We start from the raw sequence: 19,140 nt of genomic DNA, 5'->3' as shown, positions 1-19,140 counted from the left end.
AAACGGCGATTTCGGCCATCATAATCTCCTCTAATCGCCCGACCAGCGTGCAAAGATCGCCGTTGGCAACACACGGGGGTTTTCGCCCGTTTCGGTAACGCCCAGATCGCCATGCTCGATCGTGCCGGGCAAGTGCTGCAACGCCTCGTTCAGCAACCCGGCCAGCGCCAGCGACGACATCCGCACGGCATAGACCGTCAAGAACAGGAAGCGGCTGTGTTTGTCCAGCACTTGCGCGCAATCGGCGATCAGGCCGGGCAGGCCATCTTCCAGCCGCCACACTTCGCCATCGGGTCCGCGCCCGAATTTGGGTGGATCGAGAATGATCCCGTCATAGCGCCGCGCGCGCCGCACTTCGCGCGCGGTAAACTTGACCGCGTCGTCGACGATCCAGCGAATTGGGCGTGCCTCCATCCCCGACAGCGCGGCATTGACGCGCGCCTGCGCCACCGATTTCTTCGACGCATCGACATGGGTGACCGGGCCGAAGCGAGACAGCGACAACGTGCCGACCCCGGTATAGCCGAACAAGTTGAGCGTGGCGGCATCGGTGCATCCGGCCAGCCGTTCGCCCATCCAGTCCCACACCGGGGCCATGTCGGGAAAGAACCCCAGATGCCGAAACGGCGTGCACGCGGCGGTAAACCGCACCTCGTCGCGCGCCAGCGGCCAGCCATCACGCGGCACCGGGCGATGAAAATGCCAGCGCCCGCCGCCGTCTTCGTCCGAACCGGGGATGAATTCGCCATCGGCCGACCAGTCGGCCAGCCGCGGGCTCCACAGCGCCTGTGGCTCGGGCCGGATAAACCGGTGCGGGCCATAGCGCTCCAGCTTGCGCCCGTGCCCCGAATCGAGCAGCGCGAAGTGATCCCACCCACTGCCCACCATCAACCGGGGCTGGAGGACCAGCGTGGCCATCAGGCGTGGCGCGGGGTGGCGCGCGCGGTGACGTAATCGCGCACCGTGTCGTAATCGCCGGGCAGGCGGTCATAGCGTTCAGCGCGGTCGAGCAAGTCGCCCATCCGCTCGGGCAAGGCCGGGTGCTGGCCGATCGCGGCATGGACCGCATCGCCAAACTTGGCCGGATGCGCGGTGGCCAGCGTCACCACCGGAACGTCGGCGGGCAGGCCCTGTTCGTCACGCGCGGCCTGCAAGGCGATCGCGGTGTGCGGATCGATCACTTCGCCACATGCCGAAAAGGCCCAGCGTTGCGCCGCGACCATGCCATCGGCATCGACCCGCGCGCTGGTGAACAGCCGCGCCATCGCCGCGCGCTGCGCATTGGTCAGTTGCAGCGCGCGCGTCGTCTCGAACGTTTGCATCTGCGCCGCAACCAGCCCGGCATCGCGCCCGGCGGCATCGAACAGCAGGCGTTCAAAATTGGACGAGACCTGGATATCCATCGACGGCGCAGCGGTCGGCGTGACCGTCCCGGCCGAATAGTCGCCGCTGGACAGCGCGCGGTGGAGGATATCGTTGATATTGGTCGCCACGATCAGGCGTTCGATCGGCAGCCCCATCTGCGCGGCGACATAGCCGGCGAACACATCGCCGAAATTGCCCGTCGGCACCGCGAAGGCCACTTTGCGGTGCGGCGCGCCCAATTGCAGCGCGGCGGCGAAATAATAGACCACTTGCGCCATCAACCGGGCCCAGTTGATCGAATTGACCGCCGCGATGCCGAACCGGCCGGTGACCGCCGCATCGTTGAACATGCGCTTCACGGTCGCCTGCGCGTCGTCAAAGCTGCCGTCGATCGCCACGTTGTGCACATTGCTCGCCAGCACGGTGGTCATCTGGCGGCGCTGCACTTCGCTCACCCGCCCCTGCGGGTGGAGCATGAAGATATCGACTTTGGCACGCCCGGCAACCGCATCGATCGCCGCCGAACCGGTATCGCCCGAGGTCGCGCCGACGATCGTCAGGTGATCGTCGCGGCGGGCCAGAAATTCCTCGAACAGCAGCCCCAGCAATTGCAGCGCCACGTCCTTGAATGCCAGCGTCGGGCCGTGGAACAGTTCGAGCAGCCACTGGCGTTCATCAAGCTGCTTGAGCGGGGTGACGGCGGCATGGGCAAACCGTCCATAGGCCGCCGTGGTCAGCTCCAGCAGGCGTTCGGGGGTCAGGCTGTCGCCGACAAACGGCTGCATCACGCGCTGGGCCAGTTGCGCATAAGGCAGGCCCGCCATCGCGGCGATATCGGCGTGTGAAAACTGCGGCCAGGCTTCGGGCACATAGAGCCCGCCGTCACCGGCCAGGCCCGCCAGTGTCACACCTTCGAAATCGAGCGCGGGCGCTTGCCCCCGCGTGCTGACATAGATCATCGCAAACCCCGTGTGGTCGCCGGGGCGACTAGCCGCGATGGCCGCCAATGGCAACCGATCAGCGGGTCACCGCTTGCGCAGCGCCAGCAGATAGATGACCAGCGCCGTCGCGGCGAAACAGAACCACTGGATCGCATAGGCGAAATGGTTGTTGGGAATGTCGTGCAGATCGGGTCGCGCATTGGCGGCCAGCCCGGCCAGCGGCGGATCGGCGACGATGTGCCAGTCGAGATTGCGCGACAGCGCGCTTGCTTCGGGCAGCACCACCCCGGACTTGATCCCCGGCACGGCAATCCCGGTCAGCACGCCGCCGGTCCATTGCACCGGCGCCACGCTCATCGACCAGCCCAGCACCACCGGCAGCAGGGTGGCCGCATCGCCCGACCGATGGATGCACAGCACGACATGCGCCCACCCCGATTGCCCTGCGGCATTGGTCCCGCCGACCACTTGATCGGCACTGGTTTGGGGGCACGACCAGCGAATATGGCGAAAACCCGCATCCTGCGGCAGATCGGCGCCGGCGATCACCAGCGGCGCAGGGATCGCATCGGCGGCGGCAAACCGCGCCAGCATCGCCTCTTTCCACGTCTTGCGCTGCAATTGCCAGATGCCCAGGCCAATCATCGCGGCCACCGCCAGCAGCACGACCAGCGTCGCCAGCACCGGGGGACGCCGTTTCATGCCGTGGTCCTCCGCACCAGCCGAAGCGCGCCAACCATCGCCACCACGACCACCGGGGGCCAGATCAGCGCATGGACCCACAGCGGCGGATGCAGCGTATCATCAAGCTTGAGTGCGGCCAGCACCAGCACCACGATCAGCGTCAGCACGACGGGATAGAGCACGCGCCGGGGCGGCACGCGCGAAGCATCGAACATCGTATCGTCCCGTGCCGCGTCCGTCGCGAAAAGGGCAGCCCGGTCGATCCCGGGCTGCCCTTTTGCAGCAGCAGTCGTGTCGGGCGGGTTATTCAACCACGGCGCCCCAGTTGCCCCAGACATAGATGGCGACAAACAGGAACAGCCAAACCACGTCGACGAAGTGCCAGTACCACGCCGCCGCTTCGAAACCGAAGTGCTGACGCGGGGTGAAATCGTCCTGATAGGCCCGCACCAGGCAGACGATCAGGAAGATCGTGCCGCAGATCACGTGGAACCCGTGGAACCCGGTCGCCATGTAGAACACCGAACCATAGGTGTTCTTGCCAAAGGCAAACGGCGCATGGGCATATTCGAATGCCTGGATCGAGGTGAACAGCATACCGAGCAGGATCGTTGCCCACAGCCCGCGTTTCAGATCGACGCGGTTGCCATGGATCAGCGCGTGGTGCGCCCAGGTCAGCGTCGTGCCCGAACACAGCAGGATCAGCGTGTTGAGCAAGGGCAGATCAAAGGCGTTCATCACTTCCTTGATCGCCTTTGGCGGCCATTGCCCGCCGATCACCTCAAGCGCGAGCTTGGACGGGAACAGCGAAAAGTCGAAGAACGCCCAGAACCAGCCGACGAAGAACATCACTTCGGAAGCGATGAACAGGATCATGCCATAGCGCTGGTGCAACTGCACCACCGGGGTGTGATGCCCCTCGTGTGCTTCCTTGATGACATTGCGCCACCACGAAAAGAACGTGAGCGCGACGCCCAGCACGCCCGCGGCCAGAATGCCGGGCCCACCGGGCATCTTGTGCATCGAAAAGACCAGTCCGGTGAACATGGTCAGCGCCGAAAACGCGCCCACAATCGGCCAGATGTCGGGCGGCAGGATATGATAATCGTGATTTTTGGCGCCAGCCATGATCGTCCCATTTCCCCAATGTGTGAGGTATTCTTGGCCCCCGCGACAAGCCGCGCCAGACCGCTTTCACCGAAGGCTTAGCGACTCTGTCGGTGTCGGACAAGCCCTGCGTGATCAACCCGCAGCGTTGGCCGCAGGAAGGAATGTATAGGACAGCGTGATCTCGGGAATACGGTTGGCATTGGGGTCCGTCAGGATCGCCGGATCGACGTAATAGATCACCGGCATGCGCACTTCCTGCCCGGGCTCAAGCCGCTGATTGTTGAAGCAGAAGCACTGGATCTTGTGAAAATAGATCCCGGTCTGTTCGGGTGTGACGTTGAACACCGCGCGGCCCACTACCGCATGATCGCTGGTGTTCTTGGCATAGAACATCGCCAGTTTGCGTTCGCCGACATGGCCGTCCTGGGTCACTTGCAGGGGGCGGAACAGCCAGGGCATGCCCGGTGCGACATTCGCGTCAAACCGGATGGTGATCATCTGGCCGGTGGCGCGCACGTTGGCGGCCTGTTCGCTGGTGGCGCGCTGGGTGGTGCCGGCATAGCCGGTGGCCTGGCAGAACGCGCGATAGAACGGCACCGCCGCAAAGCCCATTCCCAGCATGGCCAGCGCCACGCCCGCCATGATCACCCCGACCTTGCGATTGGCCCGCGTCGTGCGATCGGGGTTGGTCGCCATGGTCAGTGCGAGTCCGTCGGTTCGGCGGCGGGTGGCGTCATCGCCATCTGGTGGCGCAGATCCGCCGCGTTCTTGATCTTGACCAGCGAGATCACGAAAAACAGCACGACCAGCGCACCGAGGACCAGCGCCAGCGCGCGCGAACGCGATTTCTGCCGGGCGCGAAATGCGGCCAGTTCGGTCGGGGTCATCGGCTGTGTCATCGATCAGGCTCCGGCCGTGGTGGCGAGGTGGTCGACCACCAGCATGCCAAACAGAACAAACAGATAGAGAATGGAATATTTGAACAGGCGCTTTTCCGGCGTCATCGCATCATCGGCAGGCAGCGGCCGCCGCAACCCGACATGCGCCGACAGCGCAAGGAAGCCAAGACCGAGGCCGAGCGCCGACAGGCCATAGATCCGCCCCGTATAGCCCAGCCACCACGGCAACAGCGTCAGCGGCAGCAACACCACGGCATAGCCCAGGATCTGATGGCGGGTCGAACGTTCCCCCGCGACCACCGGCATCATCGGAATACCGACATTCGAATAATCGATCTGCACAAACAGCGCGAGTGCCCAGAAGTGCGGCGGCGTCCACAAAAAGATGATCAGGAACAGCAGCACCGGCATCAACGTGATGTGCCCGGTAACCGCAATCCACCCGATCAGCGGCGGAAACGCGCCCGCCCCTCCGCCGATGACGATGTTCTGCGGCGTGCGCGGTTTCAGCCAGACGGTATAGATCCACGCGTAATAGAAGATCGACAGCGCCAGAATGCCCGCGGCCAGCCAGCCGATCGCCAGCGCCATGGTGATCACCGCACCGCACGACAGGGCAACCCCGAAATCGCGCGCCGAAATCGGGTCCATCCGTCCGGCAGGCAAAGGCCGGTGGCGCGTGCGCTTCATGCCCGCGTCGATATCGGCTTCCCACCACATGTTGAGCGCGGCGGCACCGCCCGCCGCCACCGCGATGCACAAGATCGCGGTAAAGCCCAGCACCGGATGCACATGCCCCGGCGCGGCCAGCAACCCGCACAGCCCGGTAAAGATCACCAGCGTCATCACGCGCGGTTTGGTCAGCGCAAAAAAATCGCGCCATTCGGCGGTCATTGGCGCAACGATCGGGGATGGCTGGACAGTCGACATGATCTGCGGGCCTATAAGCCCCCGCGCGGCGCAGGGAAAGCGAAAGCGGTGTGCACAGGTGGTTGCAATTTCCGAGCAGCGCGCCAACATAACCCAATCCGATCGATGGAGTTTTCCCCTGATGCGCCCGTTTGGCACCTTTTGCGTGATGGCCGCCGCCGCGATGCTGTCTGCTGTTCCCGCCGCTGCCGCCGTTCACGCACCGCAAGTCGGCGTGGCCAGCTTTGACCAGTTGGCCCAACCTTTGCCGCTGCCCTATGACACCCATGCCGATGCCGACCGCGCGGTGACCGAGGCGCGCCAGCGGGCGATTGCCGGTCACAAGCTGCTGCTGATCGATCTGGGCGGCAACTGGTGCCTCGATTGCCGTATTCTGGCCGGAACGATCGAAACCCCCCGGCTCAAGGCGTTTGTCGAGGCCCACTACGAAGTGGTAACGGTGGATGTCGGCCGGTTCGACAAGAACGGGCAGATCGCGGCGCGCTATGGCATCACCGGGCGCCTGCAGGGCGTGCCGTCGGTGTTGGTGGTCGAACCGCACAGCAACAAGCTGATCAACCAGGGGCACACCGCCGCGCTTGCCGATGCACGGTCGATGTCGCCGCAGGCGCTGGCCGACTGGCTGGCGAGCTGGGTCGGCTGATCAGTCGAGACTGGCCAGCCAGCCAAGCAACAGGCGGTTGACTTCGTCCGGGCGTTCCTGCTGGGTCCAGTGGCCGCATCCTGCCAGCATGTGCCCTTCGACGCGGGGGGCAAAGTGGCGCATCATCGCCACCGGGTCGGTGATCTGGCCGAACAGCGTGCTGGCCGGATCGCGCGTGCCGCCAATATAGAGCGCGCGTTGTTCCAGCTTGCGCCCGGCCAAGGGTGACAGCCAGGCGTAGTCGGCCTCGTGGTTGCGATAGCGATTGAGCGGACCACGCAGGCCCGAGCGCGTGAATTCGCCGGTGTAATAGTCGAGATCGGCCTCGGTCAGCCAGGCGGGCAACGCCGCAGGTGCACGCAGGCCATCAAGCAGCAAGGCATCGACCGGCTTGACCGGCCAGGCGCCGTCGGGCGCTTCCCCGCCGATCGAGGTCAGAAACAGCGTCAGGAAACGGCGGATGTCGGCTTCAAGCTCAGCCTCGGCCCGGCCTGGCTGCTGAAAGTATTCCTGATAGAAAAACAGCCCCTTGGCAGTGAACTTTTCGCGAAACACTTCGGTAAACGGGCGCGATGGGGCGCCGGTGAACGGCACCGACAGCCCAGCCACGGCGCGAAACAGGTCGGGATGGACAAACGCCGAATTCCACACGATCGGCGCGCCCCAGTCGTGGCCGACCAGGATTGCCGGGGCATCGGGCGACAGCGCGGCCTTTAGCGCGACCAGATCGCCGACGATCTGTTCCATGGCATAGGCGGCCACATCGTGCGGCTTGTCCGACCCGCCATAGCCGCGCACGTCGATCGCCGCGACCGTAAAGCCTGCCGCCGCGACAGGGCCGATCTGATGGCGCCACGAATACCAGCTTTCGGGAAAACCGTGGACCATGATGACCAGCGGGCCCTGCCCTTCAATCGCCACGCGCAAGGCAATATGCCCCAGATCGATTCGCCGCAATTCCGGCATCGTCCGCTCCCTGTTTGATTTAAGCGATCACTTAACACGCCGATCCGGGCCTGCAAACGCAAAACGCCCCGGCGTTGCGGCCGGGGCGTCGCGCATGACAATGATGATGCGATCAGTGCGCGGCGGCAGTGTCGATCACCGGCAGGGTTTCGAACTGGTGGAACGGCGGCGGCGAGGACAGCGTCCACTCCAGCGTCGTGGCGCCTTCACCCCAGCAATTGGCCTCTGCCTTGCGGCCGAACGTGAACGCATAGGCGATGTTGATAAAGAAGATCACGATGCTGACCGACATGATCATATAGCCGTCGGTGGCCAGCGTGTTCCAATGTTCAAACGCCGGGGCATAATCGGGATAGCGGCGCGGCATGCCCTGCAACCCGAGGAAATGCATCGGAAAGAACAGCAGGTTCACGCCGACGAAGAAGAACGCGAACTGCAGGTTCGACAGGAATTCGCTGTGCCAGCGGCCGCTCATCTTGGGAAACCAGTAGTAGAACCCGGCAAACAGCGAGGTCACCGCGCCAAGCGACAGCACATAGTGGAAATGCGCCACCACGTAATAGGTGCCATGCAGGTTGTCGTCGATGCCGCCGTTCGACAGCACCACCCCGGTCACACCACCGATGGTGAACAGAAAGATGAACCCGATCGCCCAGACCATCGGCGATTTGAATTCGATCGAACCGCCCCACATCGTCGCGATCCACGAAAAGATCTTGATGCCCGTGGGCACCGCGATGACCATGGTTGCGGCGGTGAAGTACATCTTGGTGTCGACATCGAGACCGGTGACATACATGTGGTGCGCCCACACGACAAAGCCGACCACGCCGATCGCGACCATGGCATAGGCCATGCCCAGATAGCCGAACACCGGCTTTTTCGAGAACGTCGAGATGATCTGGCTGATGATCCCGAAACCGGGCAGGATCATGATATAGACTTCGGGGTGACCGAAGAACCAGAACAGATGCTGGTACAGGATCGGATCACCGCCACCGGCCGGATCGAAGAAGGTCGTGCCGAAATTGCGGTCGGTGATCAGCATGGTGATCGCCGCCGCCAGCACCGGCAGCGCCAGCAGCAACAGGAACGCGGTGACCAGCACTGACCACACGAACAGCGGCATCTTGTGCAGGGTCATCCCCGGCGCGCGCATGTTGAAGATGGTGGTGATGAAGTTGATCGCGCCCAGGATCGAACCCGCGCCCGCCAGGTGGAGCGAGAAGATCGCGAAATCGACCGCCGGCCCGGGCGACCCGTTGGTCGACAGCGGGGCATAGACCGTCCAGCCGGTACCCGCGCCATTGCCCACCCCGCCCGGCACGAACGCCGACATCATCAGCGAACAGAACCCGACAAAGGTCAGCCAGAACGAGATGTTGTTCATGCGCGGAAAGGCCATGTCGGGCGCGCCGATCATGATCGGCACAAACCAGTTGCCAAACCCGCCGATCAGCGCAGGCATGACCATGAAGAACACCATGATCAGACCGTGCGCGGTGATCAGCACGTTCCACAAGTGAAGCTGCTGGTCAAAGCTGGGGTTCTTTTCGCCCAGAAACGCGGCCACGTGGCCAAGGTACTGGATGCCCGGATGGGCCAGTTCGGCGCGCATGATGCCCGAAACGGCACCGCCGACCACGCCCGCAAAAATCGCGAAGATCAGATAGAGCGTGCCGATGTCCTTGTGATTGGTGGACATGAACCAGCGCGCGAAAAAGCTCGGCTTGTGGTCGTGCGCATCGTGACCGTGCGCATCGAAGCCTTCGTGGTCAGCAGGAATAGTGGCCATGGAACTACGACCCTCGATTGGGAATGGGTGTCAGGCGCCGGTTTTGGCAGGAGCCGCGGCGGCAGTCTTCGGCGTGGCCGAGGCAGGCGCCCCGACAGTGCCGCCCTGGGCCTTTACCCAGGCTTCGAATTTGGGACGCGGCAACGCTTCGACCACGATCGGCATATAGCCGTGGCGAACGCCGCACAGTTCCGTGCACTGCCCGTAATAGACGCCGGGCTCATCGATATGCAGCACTTTCTCGTTGATCCGGCCGGGCACGGCGTCAAGCTTGAACCACAGCGACGGCACAGAGAAGGAATGGATCACGTCCGATCCGGTCGTCTGCAGGCGGATATCTTCGCCCGCGGGAACCACCATGCGGTTGTCCACCGCCAGTTGTTCCTGTTCGCCGTGCTTGGTCGCTTCGCCGGGGGGCAGGATGTTCGAGATCACCTCGAACCCGCCGTTGTCGGGATAAGTATAGCCCCAGTACCACTGATAGCCGGTAACCTTGACGGTCAGCGCGCCCTTGGGCGGGGCCTTGTACTGGTGGGCGAGCAGACGGATCGACGGCACCGCGATGACCACCAGGATCAGCACCGGCAGCAACGTCCAGACCACTTCGATCACGGTGTTGTGGCTGGTCTTCGATGCGACCGGGTTGGCACGACGGTTGAACCGCCCCACCACATAGATCAGCAGGAACAGCACCAGCAGCGACACCACCGTGATGATCGGCATCAACAGCGCATCGTGCATGCGCAGCGCTTCCTTGCCGATCGGCGAATACTGGTCCTGAAAACCGATCGCACCGGGAATCGGCTGGCCTTTGCCGGGGGTCGGCCGCATCGGCACATAGGCATCCGCAGCTGCCGTCGACGCGACGGGTGCAGGTGATGCGGCAGGTGCAGGCGCCGCGACTGTTGCGGCAGCAGGCGCCGCCGTCTGTGCCAGCGACAGTGACGGCGCAAGGACCATTCCAGCGGCCAGCCCGACCGCGAACAAGGCCTTTGTTACGGCACGGGAAATTTCGGCTATCCTCATCGTCGAACGATCCGATCCCTTCTTGCGCCCGGTCAAACACAACCTGGCACTACCCAACTTATACAGGTTTATGCTGGGCGCTATATGCGTGTTTCACAGGGGGCTCAAGCGCCCGCGGGTGCATTTTTTCACCCTTGTGACGCGCAACTGCGCCACAACTGCCCCTCTGGCCCCGCCGCGAACCTGCGCGAATTGGCTAAAAAGGCTTGCCCCCGCCGCGCGCTCGCGCCATTTGCCCGCAATGCACCCCGCCCGCACGTGCGGGCAGACTGCCACCAGCGACCGGATACCCATGCAAGACAGCGAAATCCTTTCCGAATTCCGCGCCAGCGGGGCCCTGCTCGAAGGGCATTTCCTGCTGTCTTCGGGCCGCCACAGCGCGCATTACCTGCAATGCGCACGCGTGTTGATGGACCCGATGCGCGCCACCCGGCTGGCCTCGGCACTGGCCGCCTCGTTTCCGCGCGAATTGCGCCAGCAGATCCAGAAAGTGGTCTCGCCGGCGATGGGCGGGGTGATCATCGGGCATGAAATGGGCCGCGCGCTGGGCGTCGAGGCGATGTTCGTCGAGCGCCCGACCGGCACGTTCGAACTGCGCCGGGGCTTTGCCCTGCAACCGGGCGAGCGCGTGCTGCTGGTCGAAGACGTGGTGACCACCGGCCTGTCGAGCCGCGAGGCGATTCGCGCGGTCGAGGCCGCGGGCGGGGTGGTCATCGCGGCGGCCGCACTGGTCGACCGTTCGGCGGGCAGCGCCGATCTGGGCGTGCCGTTCCACCCCCTGATCACGCTCAGCTTTCCGACATACGCCCCCGAAGAGGTGCCGGCCGAGCTTGCCACCACGCCCGCGATCAAGCCGGGCAGCCGCGCCGCATGACCGTGCCCGGCGGCCCGCCCCGGCTGCGGCTGGGGGTCAACATCGACCATGTCGCGACCGTGCGCAACGCGCGCGGCGGCGACCATCCCGATCCGGTGCGTGCGGCCGAAATCGTCGCCAGCGTCGGCGGTGACGGGATCACCGCGCATTTGCGCGAAGATCGCCGCCATATCCGCGACGACGATATTGCGCGCATCCAGGCCGCCACCGATCTGCCGCTGAATTTCGAAATGGCGGCGACCGAGGAAATGGTCGCCTTTGCGTTGAAGCACCGTCCCCACGCCGCGTGCATCGTGCCCGAACGGCGCGAGGAACGCACCACCGAAGGCGGGCTCGATGCGGCCGGGCAACACAACCGGCTGGCCCCGATCATCACGCGGCTGGGCGAAGCGGGCATCCGCGTCAGCCTGTTCATCGCCCCCGAGGCGCGCCAGATCGAGGCGGCAATACGGCTCGGCGCGCCGGTGGTCGAACTGCACACCGGCGAATATGCCCATGCCACCGGCGCAGCGCGCGCGGTCGAATTGAAACGGATTGCCGACATGGCCGCGCTGGCCGCGCGCAACGGTATCGAGCCCCATGCCGGGCACGGGCTGACGTATGACAATGTGCAGCCGATCGCGGCGATCCCGCAATTGGCCGAACTCAACATCGGGCATTACCTGATCGGCGAGGCCATCTTTACAGGGCTGGCCGATGCGGTGCGGCGGATGCGCGAACTGATGGATCTGGCGCGGTGATCATCGGACTGGGATCGGACTTGTGCAACATCGAGCGGATCCAGGCCTCGCTCGACCGGTTTGGCGAACGGTTTGAAGCGCGGGTGTTCACCGCTGCCGAACGCGCAAAGGCCGCGCGTCGCCCACTCACCCGCGCCGGCACGCTGGCCAAGCGGTTCGCCGCCAAGGAAGCCTATTCCAAAGCGGTCGGCACCGGGTTTCGCGCGGGCGTGTTCATGAAGGATATCGGCGTGATCAACGCCCCGTCCGGCGCGCCGACGCTGGCGCTGACCGGCGGCGCGGCCGCGCGGCTGGCGGCGATCACCCCGCCCGGATACGAAGCGGTGGTGCATCTGACGCTGACCGACGACCACCCCTGGGCACAGGCCTTTGTGGTGATCGAGGCACGCGCGATCGCAACCCCGGCATGACCGACCCCACCCCGCCCGCCACCCCCCGCGAACAGACCGGCCCCGACTGGCTGGTTGAACTGCGCGGGCTGGTGCTGATGCTGGCCGCGGTCATCACGTTTCATTCGCTGGTGGCCAAACCGTTCTATATTCCGTCGATTTCGATGATGCCCAACCTGCTGGTGGGCGACCGGCTGGTGGTGTCGAAATACCCTTATGGCTGGTCGTGGGTATCAGCCTCGTTCCACGTGTTGCCGCGTTCGCATGTGCGGCTGTTTCCGGCCACGCCCGAATATGGCGACATCGTCATCGCCGTGCCGCCCAACCGCGACGAGGATTATATCAAGCGGGTGGTGGCCCTGCCGGGCGATCGCATCGCGGTGGTCGGCGGGCAGATCGTGCTGAATGGCAAGCCCGTGCCACAAGTGCCGCAGGCACCGCTGATCCTGCCGATCGACGCAAACCAGCCGTGCGACCCCGACGATTTTCCGGGGCTGCGCTTTCGCGGGCCCGACGGGCGGGGCTATTGCGAATTGCCGATTTATCGCGAGACGATGCCCAATGGTGCGACATATCGCATCATCGACCACCGCGACGAACCGCTCGACCACTATCCCGAAATCCGTGTGCCCGCCGGCCATGTCTTTCTGATGGGGGACAACCGCGACAATTCGGCCGACAGCCGCGCACCGATCGAAAGCAACGGCCTGGGCGGCCCGGTGCCGCTGTCAAGCATCGGCGGGCGCGCCGAATTCATCACCTTTTCGCTCGACGGCAGCGAGACGTGGAATCCGCTAAGCTGGTGGAATGCCTTGCGATCCGGGCGCGCATGGACCAGATTGCGACCGATGATTGTCGGACAGAGGCATTGATGGACGGGCTGGACGCCGCAGAACCGCAAGCGACCGGCCCGACCGATATCCGCGACGGTCTGGTGCGGACCGAGGCCAAGCGCGCACTGGTGTGGATCGGCATTGCCGCGCTGGTCATGCTGGCGGTCTATCTGGCACAGCCGTTGATGGTGATCTTTGGCGGGATCGTGTTTGCCGCGATGATCGATGGCGGCCAACGGCTGCTGGCGCGCGTCATCCCGTTTGTGCCGCGCGGGTTGCGCATCGCGCTGGTGCTGCTGGGCGCGGTCGCCTTTCTGGTGTGGCTGGTGCTGTTTGCGGGCAACCAGATCGCCGCGCAGGCCGCCGCCTTTCCCGAACTGGTCCGCACCGAGGCACAGCGATTGAGCGATCTGGCGCGCGCGCATGGCCTGCTGTCGCGCACGATCGATATTCCCGCGCTGACCGGGCGTGTTGCCGAACAGCTTGCCGGTGGCATGGGCCAGTTCACGCGCGCGGTGGGCGGGCTGCTGGGCGGGTTCACCACGGCCTTTCTGATCGTCATACTGGGCATCTATTTCGCGGCTGAGCCCGATCTCTATCAGCGCGGGGTGGCCTGGCTGCTGCCCGCGCGCAGCCGTCAGGACTGGCACGGCACCGCGCAAGTGATGGGCCGTTCGTTGCGGCGGCTGCTGTTCGGGCGGCTGATCGGCATGGCGTCGGAAGGGCTGGCGACCTGGCTGCTGCTGTCGGCGTGGGGGGTGCCGATGGCCGCACTGCTGGGCCTGTTGACCGGGCTGCTGGCGTTTCTGCCCAATATCGGTGCGCCGATTTCGGGCAGTCTGATGATCCTGGTGGGCTTTTCGGCCGGGGCGCACAGCGGGATCTATTGCATCGTGGTCTATGCGCTGGTGCAACTGGTCGATGGCAACGTGGTCGTCCCGATGGTCGCCAAACGCACCGCCGATCTGGCCCCGGCGCTGGTGCTGGGCGCGCAGTTGATCTTTGGCGTGCTGTTCGGCCTGCTGGGCCTGATGCTTGCCGATCCGCTGGTGGCCATGGTCAAGATCGCGCTGGAACGTCAGGCGCGGCGCAATCTGGCCAACGCCCCCGCCGCGCCCCGATCCGGAGAGGATTGAGGCGGTGACGCGCACCGTGGCCGGGTTCGGCCTGCTGATGATCGTCATGACCGTGATTGCGGTGGTCGTCGGGCACCTGACCTGGCCATTGGTGGAGGCCCGGCGGATGGCCCCGCGCGTGGCATTCGAAACGCTGCCCGCGCTGCCACCCGATGCCTATGACGCCCCCGCGATGTGGATCGCGCGGCCCGATCTCCCCCGCGATCCGGCGCGCTATCTGCCCCCCGGCGTGGGGCACGGCACGGCGGGCCGGGCCTATGTGTTCTTTCTGCATCCGACCACCTTCATGGGTCGCAACCACTGGAACGCGCCGCTCGATCACGCCGATTCGCGCATGCGGGCCGATCTTGCCGTGCGGTCGATGGCCAGCGTGTTCAACGATCAGGCGGGGATATGGGCGCCGCGTTATCGCCAGGCAGCGCTCGGCACGTTGCTGGTCGATCGCGCGGAATCGCCCGCCGCTCTGGCGATTGCCGAAGGCGACGCGCGCGCCGCGTTTGGCGTGTTTGTGCGCCAGATCCCGCCCGGCGCGCCGATCGTGCTGGTCGGCGACGGCCAGGGTGCACTGATCGGTCTGCATCTGCTGCGCGACATGGTGCACGGCACCGCACTGGCCCCACGCGTGGTCGCGGCCTATCTGGCGGGCTGGCCGGTATCGCCCACGCACGATCTGCCGCGCACCGGCATGGCCGCCTGCGCACGCCCCGGCCAGACCGGCTGTATCATGGCCTGGATGACCTTTGCCGATCCCGCCGACCCGCGCGCGATCCTGAACATGGCCTCGCACTATCCCGCGCTCGATGGCCGCCATCCCGACGACCGGCCGCTGTGCACCAATCCGCTGACCGGCGGGCAAAGTGCCGATGCGCCCGACAGCGCCAATCTGGGCAGCCTGGCCACCGGCAACGAACTGCGCCTGCCCGCGCTCGTGTGGCCCTCCAAAGGTGCGCGCTGCGACCCTGCGCGCGGCATTCTGCTGGTCACCGGCCCACCACGGCTGGGCGATATCATCCTGCCCGGCAACGACTATACATTCTATGACTTCGCGCTGTTCTGGCGCACCTTGCGCGCCGATGTGGCCACGCGCGAGGCGACCTGGTGGCGGGAGCACCACGCATCATGATCCACATGGCAACCGGCCCGTTCCGCGATGAATTGCCCGAAGGCGGCGTGCTGATGGGGCTCGATCCCGGCACCAAGACGATCGGCCTGGCACTGTGCGATGCCGGCTGGCGCTTTGCCAGCCCGACCAAGACGATCATCCGGCGCAAGTTCCGCGACGACAAGGCCGAGATTGCCGCGGTGATCGCCGCGCGCGCCGTGCGCGGGCTGGTGATCGGCCTGCCGCTCAACATGGATGGCAGCGACAGCCCGCGCGCACAGGCGGCGCGCGCCATGGCGCGCAATCTGGCCGATCTGGGCCTGCCGACGCTGATGTGGGACGAACGCTGGTCGACCGTCGCCGCAACCCGCGCGATGATCGATCAGGACATGAGCCGCGCACGCCGCGCCGAACGCATCGATGCCCATGCCGCCGCGCTGATCCTGCAAGGCGCGATCGACGCGCTGGCCGGGGCGGCGTTCTGAAGGGTTGCATTGCGCAACCGGCCCATGCAGGACGATGCGATGAATGATCCGCAATCCCCGCCAGAATCTCCGCTCGACCGTTTTATCAACGCCGCCGGGTTCAATCCGCGCGACTGGACCGCGCACATGAATGCCAATGGCCACAGCGGTTTCATCGGCATGCAATATCGCGACCATGGCGATATCTGGATCGAACTGGGGTTCGACTGGCGCGAAGATCTGGTCGGTGATCCCGATACCGGTGTGCTGGCTTCGGGTCCGATCATCAGCCTGCTCGACAACGCCACCTCGATGTCGGTGTGGACCCGTGTCGGCCGGTTCAGCCCCCAAGTGACGCTGGACTTGCGGATCGATTACACCCGCGCCGCAACGCCGGGCAAATCGATCGTCGCGCGCGCGGAATGCTATCAGGTGCGCCGGTCGATGGCGTTTGTGCGCGGGATTGCCCATGACGGCGACATCACCGATCCGGTCGCCCATGCGGCGGGCATCTTCATGCTGGTCGACGGGCAGGAGTGGGTGAAATGAAGAGCACCGAACTGCCCCCTTATGCCCGCGCGATGGGCATGGAACTGGCCGGAACCGATGACGGCAGCCCAGTGATCGCGATCGATTTTTCGCCACGCGCGATGGGCCGTCCCGGGTTCTTTCACGGCGGAGCAATCGGCGGCGTGCTGGAAATGGCGGCGTTTGCCGCGCTGAGCGCCGAACTCGAACGCCAGGGTGTCGCTGTGCGGATCAAGCCGATCAACATCAGCACCGAATACTTGCGCGCAGGGCTTCCCGAACGGCTCTATGCGCGGGGCGAAGTGGTGCGGGCGGGCCGCCGTGTCGCCAATGTGCGGATCGAGGCCTGGCAATCCGACCGCACCCGCCCGGTGGCAAGCTGCTGGATGAATTTCCTGCTGTCGCCAAAAAAACCCTAAATCCGCAACTCGACGACGATCCCGTCGGGCTCCGGATCACCCGGTGCCAGCCGCAGGGCATCGGCGCGCGCGCGCGCCAGGATGGCGGGTGGTACATCGGCGCCGATGATCAGCGCATCGGCGTGGCCCAGCAGACGCGCGTGGCGCAATGTCAGGTCTTCGGGGTCGGCACTGGTCAGGTGGATGACATGGCGCCCGGTCGCATTGGGCGCGGCCCCGTCGATCCAGCGCGCCACGGCATCGTCGGCCTGTTCGCGCATGGGATCAAGCGTGCCGCCCGGTGCCAGCGCGGCATCGAGCCCGCGCCGCCGCAGCGCCGCATCGGGCCAGCGCGCGCGCAAGGCCGCACGCGCGGCATAAAGCGCCTCGGCCAGCGCACCCAGCCCTTGCGGCAACAGCGCGTCGATCCGCAGCCGCAGCGCCTTGGCCAGCCCCGCGCTGGCCCCGGCGGTGCCCACCGCGATCAGCACCGGCGCGCGATCGACCAGCGACGGGGTGGTGAAATCGCACAAGTCGGGCCGGTCGACGACATTCACCAGCAACCCGGCGCAACGCGCGCGCAGCGCATCGGCCTGCAGGGCGGTTTCATCGTCATGCGCGACAAACGCAATCCGCGCGCCCTGGTCGATGCCCAGCGCCAGATCGTCGATCACCAGTGCACCCGCGCGCTCGACCAGCCGGCGCTTGGCCGTCGCGGCCTCGCCAAGCCCCAGCACGACCACCGGTTGCCCCGCCAGACGGTGGAACAGCGGCAGCGCGGGCAGCGTCACACCAGAAAATCCGGCACGCGTTCGGCGGCCAGGATCGTCGCCGGGGCAATCCGGTCGGCAACCACCGCCCAGCGATCGCCATCGACCATCACTTCGGGCACCATGGCGCGCGAATTGTAGGTGCTGGCCATTGTCGCGCCATAGGCCCCGGCGGTGCGGAACACCGCCAGATCGCCGCGCGCCACCGTGTCGATATCGCGCGCCATCGCAAATGTGTCGCTCGATTCGCAGATCGGCCCGACGATATTGGCGGTCATCCGCGTGCCGTCGGGCGTCACGGCGGCGAAATCGTGCCAGGCGTCATACATCGCCGGGCGCGCCAGATCGTTCATTGCCGCATCGACCACCACCCACGGGTGCCCGGCGCCGTCCTTGACACGAATCACCCGGGTCAACAGCACCCCGGTGTTGCCGGTGATCACCCGGCCCGGCTCGAACATCAGCGTCACGCCCCAGTCGGCGGTGACCCGCGCCACCATCGCGGCATAGTCGGCCGGCTGCGGAAACACCTCGCCCGCCTTGTACGGCACGCCGACCCCGCCGCCCAGATCCATATGCGTCACCGCATGGCCCGCCGCACGGATGGCGCGCACCAGGCCGCCGACTTTGGTGAAGGCGGCCTCCAGCGGATCGAGCCGCGCCAACTGACTGCCGATATGCAGCGCCAGCCCGCGCATTGCCAGACCGGGCTCGCCGGCCAGCCGGGCATAGATGTCTGCGGCACGGTCAAACGGCACGCCAAACTTGTTTTCCGCCTTGCCGGTGGAAATCTTGCCGTGCGTTCCGGCATCGACATCGGGATTGACGCGCAGCGCGCACGACGCCGTGCGGCCCAGTGCCCGCGCGATTTCGGCCAATTCCAGGCCTTCTTCGGCGCTTTCCAGATTGAACTGGCCGATCCCGACTTCCAGCGCGCGGGTCAGTTCGGCCTGGGTCTTGCCGACGCCCGAAAAGACGATCCGTTCGGGCGGCATCCCTGCGGCCAGCGCCCGTTCCAGTTCGCCCACCGAAACCACATCGGCGCCATAGCCTTCGGCGGCCAGCACTTTGAGCACGGCCAGATTGGGGTTCGATTTCACCGCAAAGGCGATCTGCACCGAAGGCAGCACCGCCAGCGCATCGCGAAACACGCGCGCATGGCGGGTCAGCGTGGCGCGCGCATAGACATAGACCGGGGTGCCCACGGCTTCGGCCAGGCGCGGCAAGGCCACGGCTTCGGCGTGGAGCACGCCGTCGGAATAGTCGAAATGGTCCACGCGATGCAGTCTTTCGGATCAGTGTTCGGGGGGCAGGTCGTAGGGGTCGTCGGCGCGATCTTCGGACCGGACGCGCACATCGACATTGCGTTCGGGCCGCGCCTGGCTTGGCTCTTTCAGCAACTGGTCGGCATTGGGGCGATAGCCGCTGCCATAGGACGGCGGCGGCAAGGCATGGCCCGCCAGCGGTTTGAGCACGCGGCGATTGCCGCATCCGGCCAGCGCCAGCGCGGCCAGACCAGCGAAAATCAGCGTAGAGCGGACACGCAT

The 19,140-nt window shown here is 65.7% G+C and carries 24 protein-coding genes; 10 read left to right on the top strand and 14 right to left on the bottom strand.

Translation table 11 applies throughout. The features are described from left to right. Positions 1-30 precede the first annotated feature (30 nt). The 8 genes from AQZ49_RS08825 to AQZ49_RS08790 form a co-directional block, all read right to left on the bottom strand. On the bottom strand, positions 31-918 hold the full coding sequence (locus AQZ49_RS08825) for a class I SAM-dependent rRNA methyltransferase (RefSeq protein ID WP_067614899.1): 888 nt from the start codon (positions 916-918) through the stop codon (positions 31-33). Further along, complete coding sequence (thrC, locus tag AQZ49_RS08820; protein ID WP_067614898.1) at positions 918-2,324, bottom strand: threonine synthase; 1,407 nt, start codon at positions 2,322-2,324, stop codon at positions 918-920. Before thrC ends, AQZ49_RS08825 begins: the two co-directional genes overlap by 1 nt. Positions 2,325-2,390: 66 nt before the next feature. Beyond that, positions 2,391-3,008 (bottom strand): SURF1 family protein, encoded by a 618-nt coding sequence (locus AQZ49_RS08815; RefSeq protein WP_067614897.1) that lies wholly within the window; start codon positions 3,006-3,008, stop codon positions 2,391-2,393. Then, complete coding sequence (locus AQZ49_RS22770) at positions 3,005-3,205, bottom strand: DUF983 domain-containing protein (protein WP_067614896.1); 201 nt, start codon at positions 3,203-3,205, stop codon at positions 3,005-3,007. Before AQZ49_RS22770 ends, AQZ49_RS08815 begins: the two co-directional genes overlap by 4 nt. Positions 3,206-3,293: 88 nt before the next feature. Further along, positions 3,294-4,118, bottom strand: a complete 825-nt coding sequence (locus AQZ49_RS08805) for a cytochrome c oxidase subunit 3 (protein WP_067614895.1) — start codon at positions 4,116-4,118, stop codon at positions 3,294-3,296. Positions 4,119-4,232: 114 nt separating this feature from the next. Then, complete coding sequence (locus AQZ49_RS08800; RefSeq protein ID WP_067614894.1) at positions 4,233-4,796, bottom strand: cytochrome c oxidase assembly protein; 564 nt, start codon at positions 4,794-4,796, stop codon at positions 4,233-4,235. A 2-nt stretch (positions 4,797-4,798) separates the two neighbouring features. Continuing rightward, positions 4,799-4,999 (bottom strand): hypothetical protein, encoded by a 201-nt coding sequence (locus tag AQZ49_RS08795; protein ID WP_067614893.1) that lies wholly within the window; start codon positions 4,997-4,999, stop codon positions 4,799-4,801. Between the two features lie 3 nt (positions 5,000-5,002). Further along, positions 5,003-5,929 (bottom strand): heme o synthase, encoded by a 927-nt coding sequence (locus AQZ49_RS08790; RefSeq protein WP_067614955.1) that lies wholly within the window; start codon positions 5,927-5,929, stop codon positions 5,003-5,005. A gap of 121 nt (positions 5,930-6,050) precedes the next feature. On the opposite strand from AQZ49_RS08790, the gene AQZ49_RS08785 reads away from it, so the two are divergent. Next, positions 6,051-6,572, top strand: coding sequence for a thioredoxin family protein (locus AQZ49_RS08785; RefSeq protein ID WP_369819099.1), 522 nt, complete (start codon positions 6,051-6,053; stop codon positions 6,570-6,572). Here AQZ49_RS08785 and AQZ49_RS08780 read toward each other — a convergent pair whose 3' ends face one another. The 3 genes from AQZ49_RS08780 to coxB form a co-directional block, all read right to left on the bottom strand. Continuing rightward, positions 6,573-7,538 carry an alpha/beta fold hydrolase gene (locus AQZ49_RS08780; RefSeq protein ID WP_067614892.1) on the bottom strand — a complete coding sequence of 322 codons (966 nt, stop codon included), beginning with the start codon at positions 7,536-7,538 and terminating at the stop codon, positions 6,573-6,575. Positions 7,539-7,650: 112 nt separating this feature from the next. Then, positions 7,651-9,333, bottom strand: coding sequence for a cytochrome c oxidase subunit I (ctaD, locus tag AQZ49_RS08775; RefSeq protein ID WP_067614891.1), 1,683 nt, complete (start codon positions 9,331-9,333; stop codon positions 7,651-7,653). Between the two features lie 30 nt (positions 9,334-9,363). Continuing rightward, positions 9,364-10,359, bottom strand: coding sequence for a cytochrome c oxidase subunit II (gene coxB, locus AQZ49_RS08770; protein WP_067614890.1), 996 nt, complete (start codon positions 10,357-10,359; stop codon positions 9,364-9,366). Positions 10,360-10,651: 292 nt separating this feature from the next. On the opposite strand from coxB, the gene pyrE reads away from it, so the two are divergent. Genes pyrE through AQZ49_RS08725 form a run of 9 tightly spaced genes read left to right on the top strand, consistent with a single transcriptional unit; the run spans position 10,652 to position 16,844 of the window. Beyond that, positions 10,652-11,233, top strand: coding sequence for an orotate phosphoribosyltransferase (gene pyrE, locus AQZ49_RS08765; protein ID WP_067614953.1), 582 nt, complete (start codon positions 10,652-10,654; stop codon positions 11,231-11,233). Then, positions 11,230-11,973: a pyridoxine 5'-phosphate synthase gene (locus AQZ49_RS08760; protein ID WP_067614889.1), complete on the top strand. Its 744-nt coding sequence runs from the start codon at positions 11,230-11,232 to the stop codon at positions 11,971-11,973. The genes pyrE and AQZ49_RS08760 overlap by 4 nt, the downstream gene beginning before the upstream one ends. After that, on the top strand, positions 11,970-12,383 hold the full coding sequence (gene acpS, locus AQZ49_RS08755; RefSeq protein WP_067614888.1) for a holo-ACP synthase: 414 nt from the start codon (positions 11,970-11,972) through the stop codon (positions 12,381-12,383). The genes AQZ49_RS08760 and acpS overlap by 4 nt, the downstream gene beginning before the upstream one ends. Continuing rightward, entirely contained in the window at positions 12,380-13,234 is an 855-nt protein-coding gene (lepB, locus tag AQZ49_RS08750; RefSeq protein ID WP_067614887.1) for a signal peptidase I, read from the top strand. Before acpS ends, lepB begins: the two co-directional genes overlap by 4 nt. After that, positions 13,234-14,331, top strand: a complete 1,098-nt coding sequence (locus tag AQZ49_RS08745; RefSeq protein ID WP_082701655.1) for an AI-2E family transporter — start codon at positions 13,234-13,236, stop codon at positions 14,329-14,331. Before lepB ends, AQZ49_RS08745 begins: the two co-directional genes overlap by 1 nt. A 4-nt stretch (positions 14,332-14,335) precedes the next feature. Next, positions 14,336-15,454: a DUF3089 domain-containing protein gene (locus AQZ49_RS08740; protein ID WP_067614885.1), complete on the top strand. Its 1,119-nt coding sequence runs from the start codon at positions 14,336-14,338 to the stop codon at positions 15,452-15,454. Beyond that, positions 15,451-15,918: a Holliday junction resolvase RuvX gene (ruvX, locus tag AQZ49_RS08735; RefSeq protein WP_067614884.1), complete on the top strand. Its 468-nt coding sequence runs from the start codon at positions 15,451-15,453 to the stop codon at positions 15,916-15,918. The genes AQZ49_RS08740 and ruvX overlap by 4 nt, the downstream gene beginning before the upstream one ends. A 39-nt stretch (positions 15,919-15,957) precedes the next feature. After that, positions 15,958-16,446, top strand: a complete 489-nt coding sequence (locus AQZ49_RS08730) for a PaaI family thioesterase (protein ID WP_067614952.1) — start codon at positions 15,958-15,960, stop codon at positions 16,444-16,446. Next, on the top strand, positions 16,443-16,844 hold the full coding sequence (locus tag AQZ49_RS08725; protein WP_197410982.1) for a PaaI family thioesterase: 402 nt from the start codon (positions 16,443-16,445) through the stop codon (positions 16,842-16,844). The genes AQZ49_RS08730 and AQZ49_RS08725 overlap by 4 nt, the downstream gene beginning before the upstream one ends. On the opposite strand, the gene AQZ49_RS08720 is transcribed toward AQZ49_RS08725, so the two are convergent. Genes AQZ49_RS08720 through AQZ49_RS08710 form a run of 3 tightly spaced genes read right to left on the bottom strand, consistent with a single transcriptional unit; the run spans position 16,841 to position 19,140 of the window. Further along, positions 16,841-17,614, bottom strand: coding sequence for a precorrin-2 dehydrogenase/sirohydrochlorin ferrochelatase family protein (locus tag AQZ49_RS08720; protein WP_067614882.1), 774 nt, complete (start codon positions 17,612-17,614; stop codon positions 16,841-16,843). The two genes, AQZ49_RS08725 and AQZ49_RS08720, sit on opposite strands and share 4 nt — an antisense overlap. Further along, complete coding sequence (gene lysA, locus AQZ49_RS08715) at positions 17,611-18,870, bottom strand: diaminopimelate decarboxylase (RefSeq protein ID WP_067614881.1); 1,260 nt, start codon at positions 18,868-18,870, stop codon at positions 17,611-17,613. Before lysA ends, AQZ49_RS08720 begins: the two co-directional genes overlap by 4 nt. Positions 18,871-18,888: 18 nt before the next feature. Next, positions 18,889-19,140 (bottom strand): argininosuccinate lyase, encoded by a 252-nt coding sequence (locus AQZ49_RS08710; protein ID WP_067614880.1) that lies wholly within the window; start codon positions 19,138-19,140, stop codon positions 18,889-18,891.

The sequence above is a fragment of the Novosphingobium sp. FSW06-99 genome, assembly GCF_001519065.1.
Taxonomy (GTDB): domain Bacteria; phylum Pseudomonadota; class Alphaproteobacteria; order Sphingomonadales; family Sphingomonadaceae; genus Novosphingobium.
This window is presented reverse-complemented; position numbering and strand designations above follow the sequence as displayed.

What these genes read in the sequence shown, in the direction of transcription:
- AQZ49_RS08825 (WP_067614899.1), bottom strand. Translation starts at nt 918, where the DNA reads ATGGCCACGCTGGTCCTCCAGCCCCGGTTGATGGTGGGCAGTGGGTGG.
- AQZ49_RS08725 (WP_197410982.1), top strand. Translation starts at nt 16,443, where the DNA reads ATGAAGAGCACCGAACTGCCCCCTTATGCCCGCGCGATGGGCATGGAA.
- AQZ49_RS08785 (WP_369819099.1), top strand. Translation starts at nt 6,051, where the DNA reads ATGCGCCCGTTTGGCACCTTTTGCGTGATGGCCGCCGCCGCGATGCTG.
- coxB (WP_067614890.1), bottom strand. Translation starts at nt 10,359, where the DNA reads ATGAGGATAGCCGAAATTTCCCGTGCCGTAACAAAGGCCTTGTTCGCG.
- ctaD (WP_067614891.1), bottom strand. Translation starts at nt 9,333, where the DNA reads ATGGCCACTATTCCTGCTGACCACGAAGGCTTCGATGCGCACGGTCAC.
- AQZ49_RS08800 (WP_067614894.1), bottom strand. Translation starts at nt 4,796, where the DNA reads ATGGCGACCAACCCCGATCGCACGACGCGGGCCAATCGCAAGGTCGGG.
- thrC (WP_067614898.1), bottom strand. Translation starts at nt 2,324, where the DNA reads ATGATCTATGTCAGCACGCGGGGGCAAGCGCCCGCGCTCGATTTCGAA.
- ruvX (WP_067614884.1), top strand. Translation starts at nt 15,451, where the DNA reads ATGATCCACATGGCAACCGGCCCGTTCCGCGATGAATTGCCCGAAGGC.
- AQZ49_RS08815 (WP_067614897.1), bottom strand. Translation starts at nt 3,008, where the DNA reads ATGAAACGGCGTCCCCCGGTGCTGGCGACGCTGGTCGTGCTGCTGGCG.
- AQZ49_RS08745 (WP_082701655.1), top strand. Translation starts at nt 13,234, where the DNA reads ATGGACGGGCTGGACGCCGCAGAACCGCAAGCGACCGGCCCGACCGAT.
- AQZ49_RS08760 (WP_067614889.1), top strand. Translation starts at nt 11,230, where the DNA reads ATGACCGTGCCCGGCGGCCCGCCCCGGCTGCGGCTGGGGGTCAACATC.
- AQZ49_RS08780 (WP_067614892.1), bottom strand. Translation starts at nt 7,538, where the DNA reads ATGCCGGAATTGCGGCGAATCGATCTGGGGCATATTGCCTTGCGCGTG.
- lepB (WP_067614887.1), top strand. Translation starts at nt 12,380, where the DNA reads ATGACCGACCCCACCCCGCCCGCCACCCCCCGCGAACAGACCGGCCCC.
- AQZ49_RS08805 (WP_067614895.1), bottom strand. Translation starts at nt 4,118, where the DNA reads ATGGCTGGCGCCAAAAATCACGATTATCATATCCTGCCGCCCGACATC.
- AQZ49_RS08790 (WP_067614955.1), bottom strand. Translation starts at nt 5,929, where the DNA reads ATGTCGACTGTCCAGCCATCCCCGATCGTTGCGCCAATGACCGCCGAA.
- AQZ49_RS08710 (WP_067614880.1), bottom strand. Translation starts at nt 19,140, where the DNA reads ATGCGTGTCCGCTCTACGCTGATTTTCGCTGGTCTGGCCGCGCTGGCG.
- pyrE (WP_067614953.1), top strand. Translation starts at nt 10,652, where the DNA reads ATGCAAGACAGCGAAATCCTTTCCGAATTCCGCGCCAGCGGGGCCCTG.
- AQZ49_RS22770 (WP_067614896.1), bottom strand. Translation starts at nt 3,205, where the DNA reads ATGTTCGATGCTTCGCGCGTGCCGCCCCGGCGCGTGCTCTATCCCGTC.
- AQZ49_RS08730 (WP_067614952.1), top strand. Translation starts at nt 15,958, where the DNA reads ATGAATGATCCGCAATCCCCGCCAGAATCTCCGCTCGACCGTTTTATC.
- AQZ49_RS08795 (WP_067614893.1), bottom strand. Translation starts at nt 4,999, where the DNA reads ATGACACAGCCGATGACCCCGACCGAACTGGCCGCATTTCGCGCCCGG.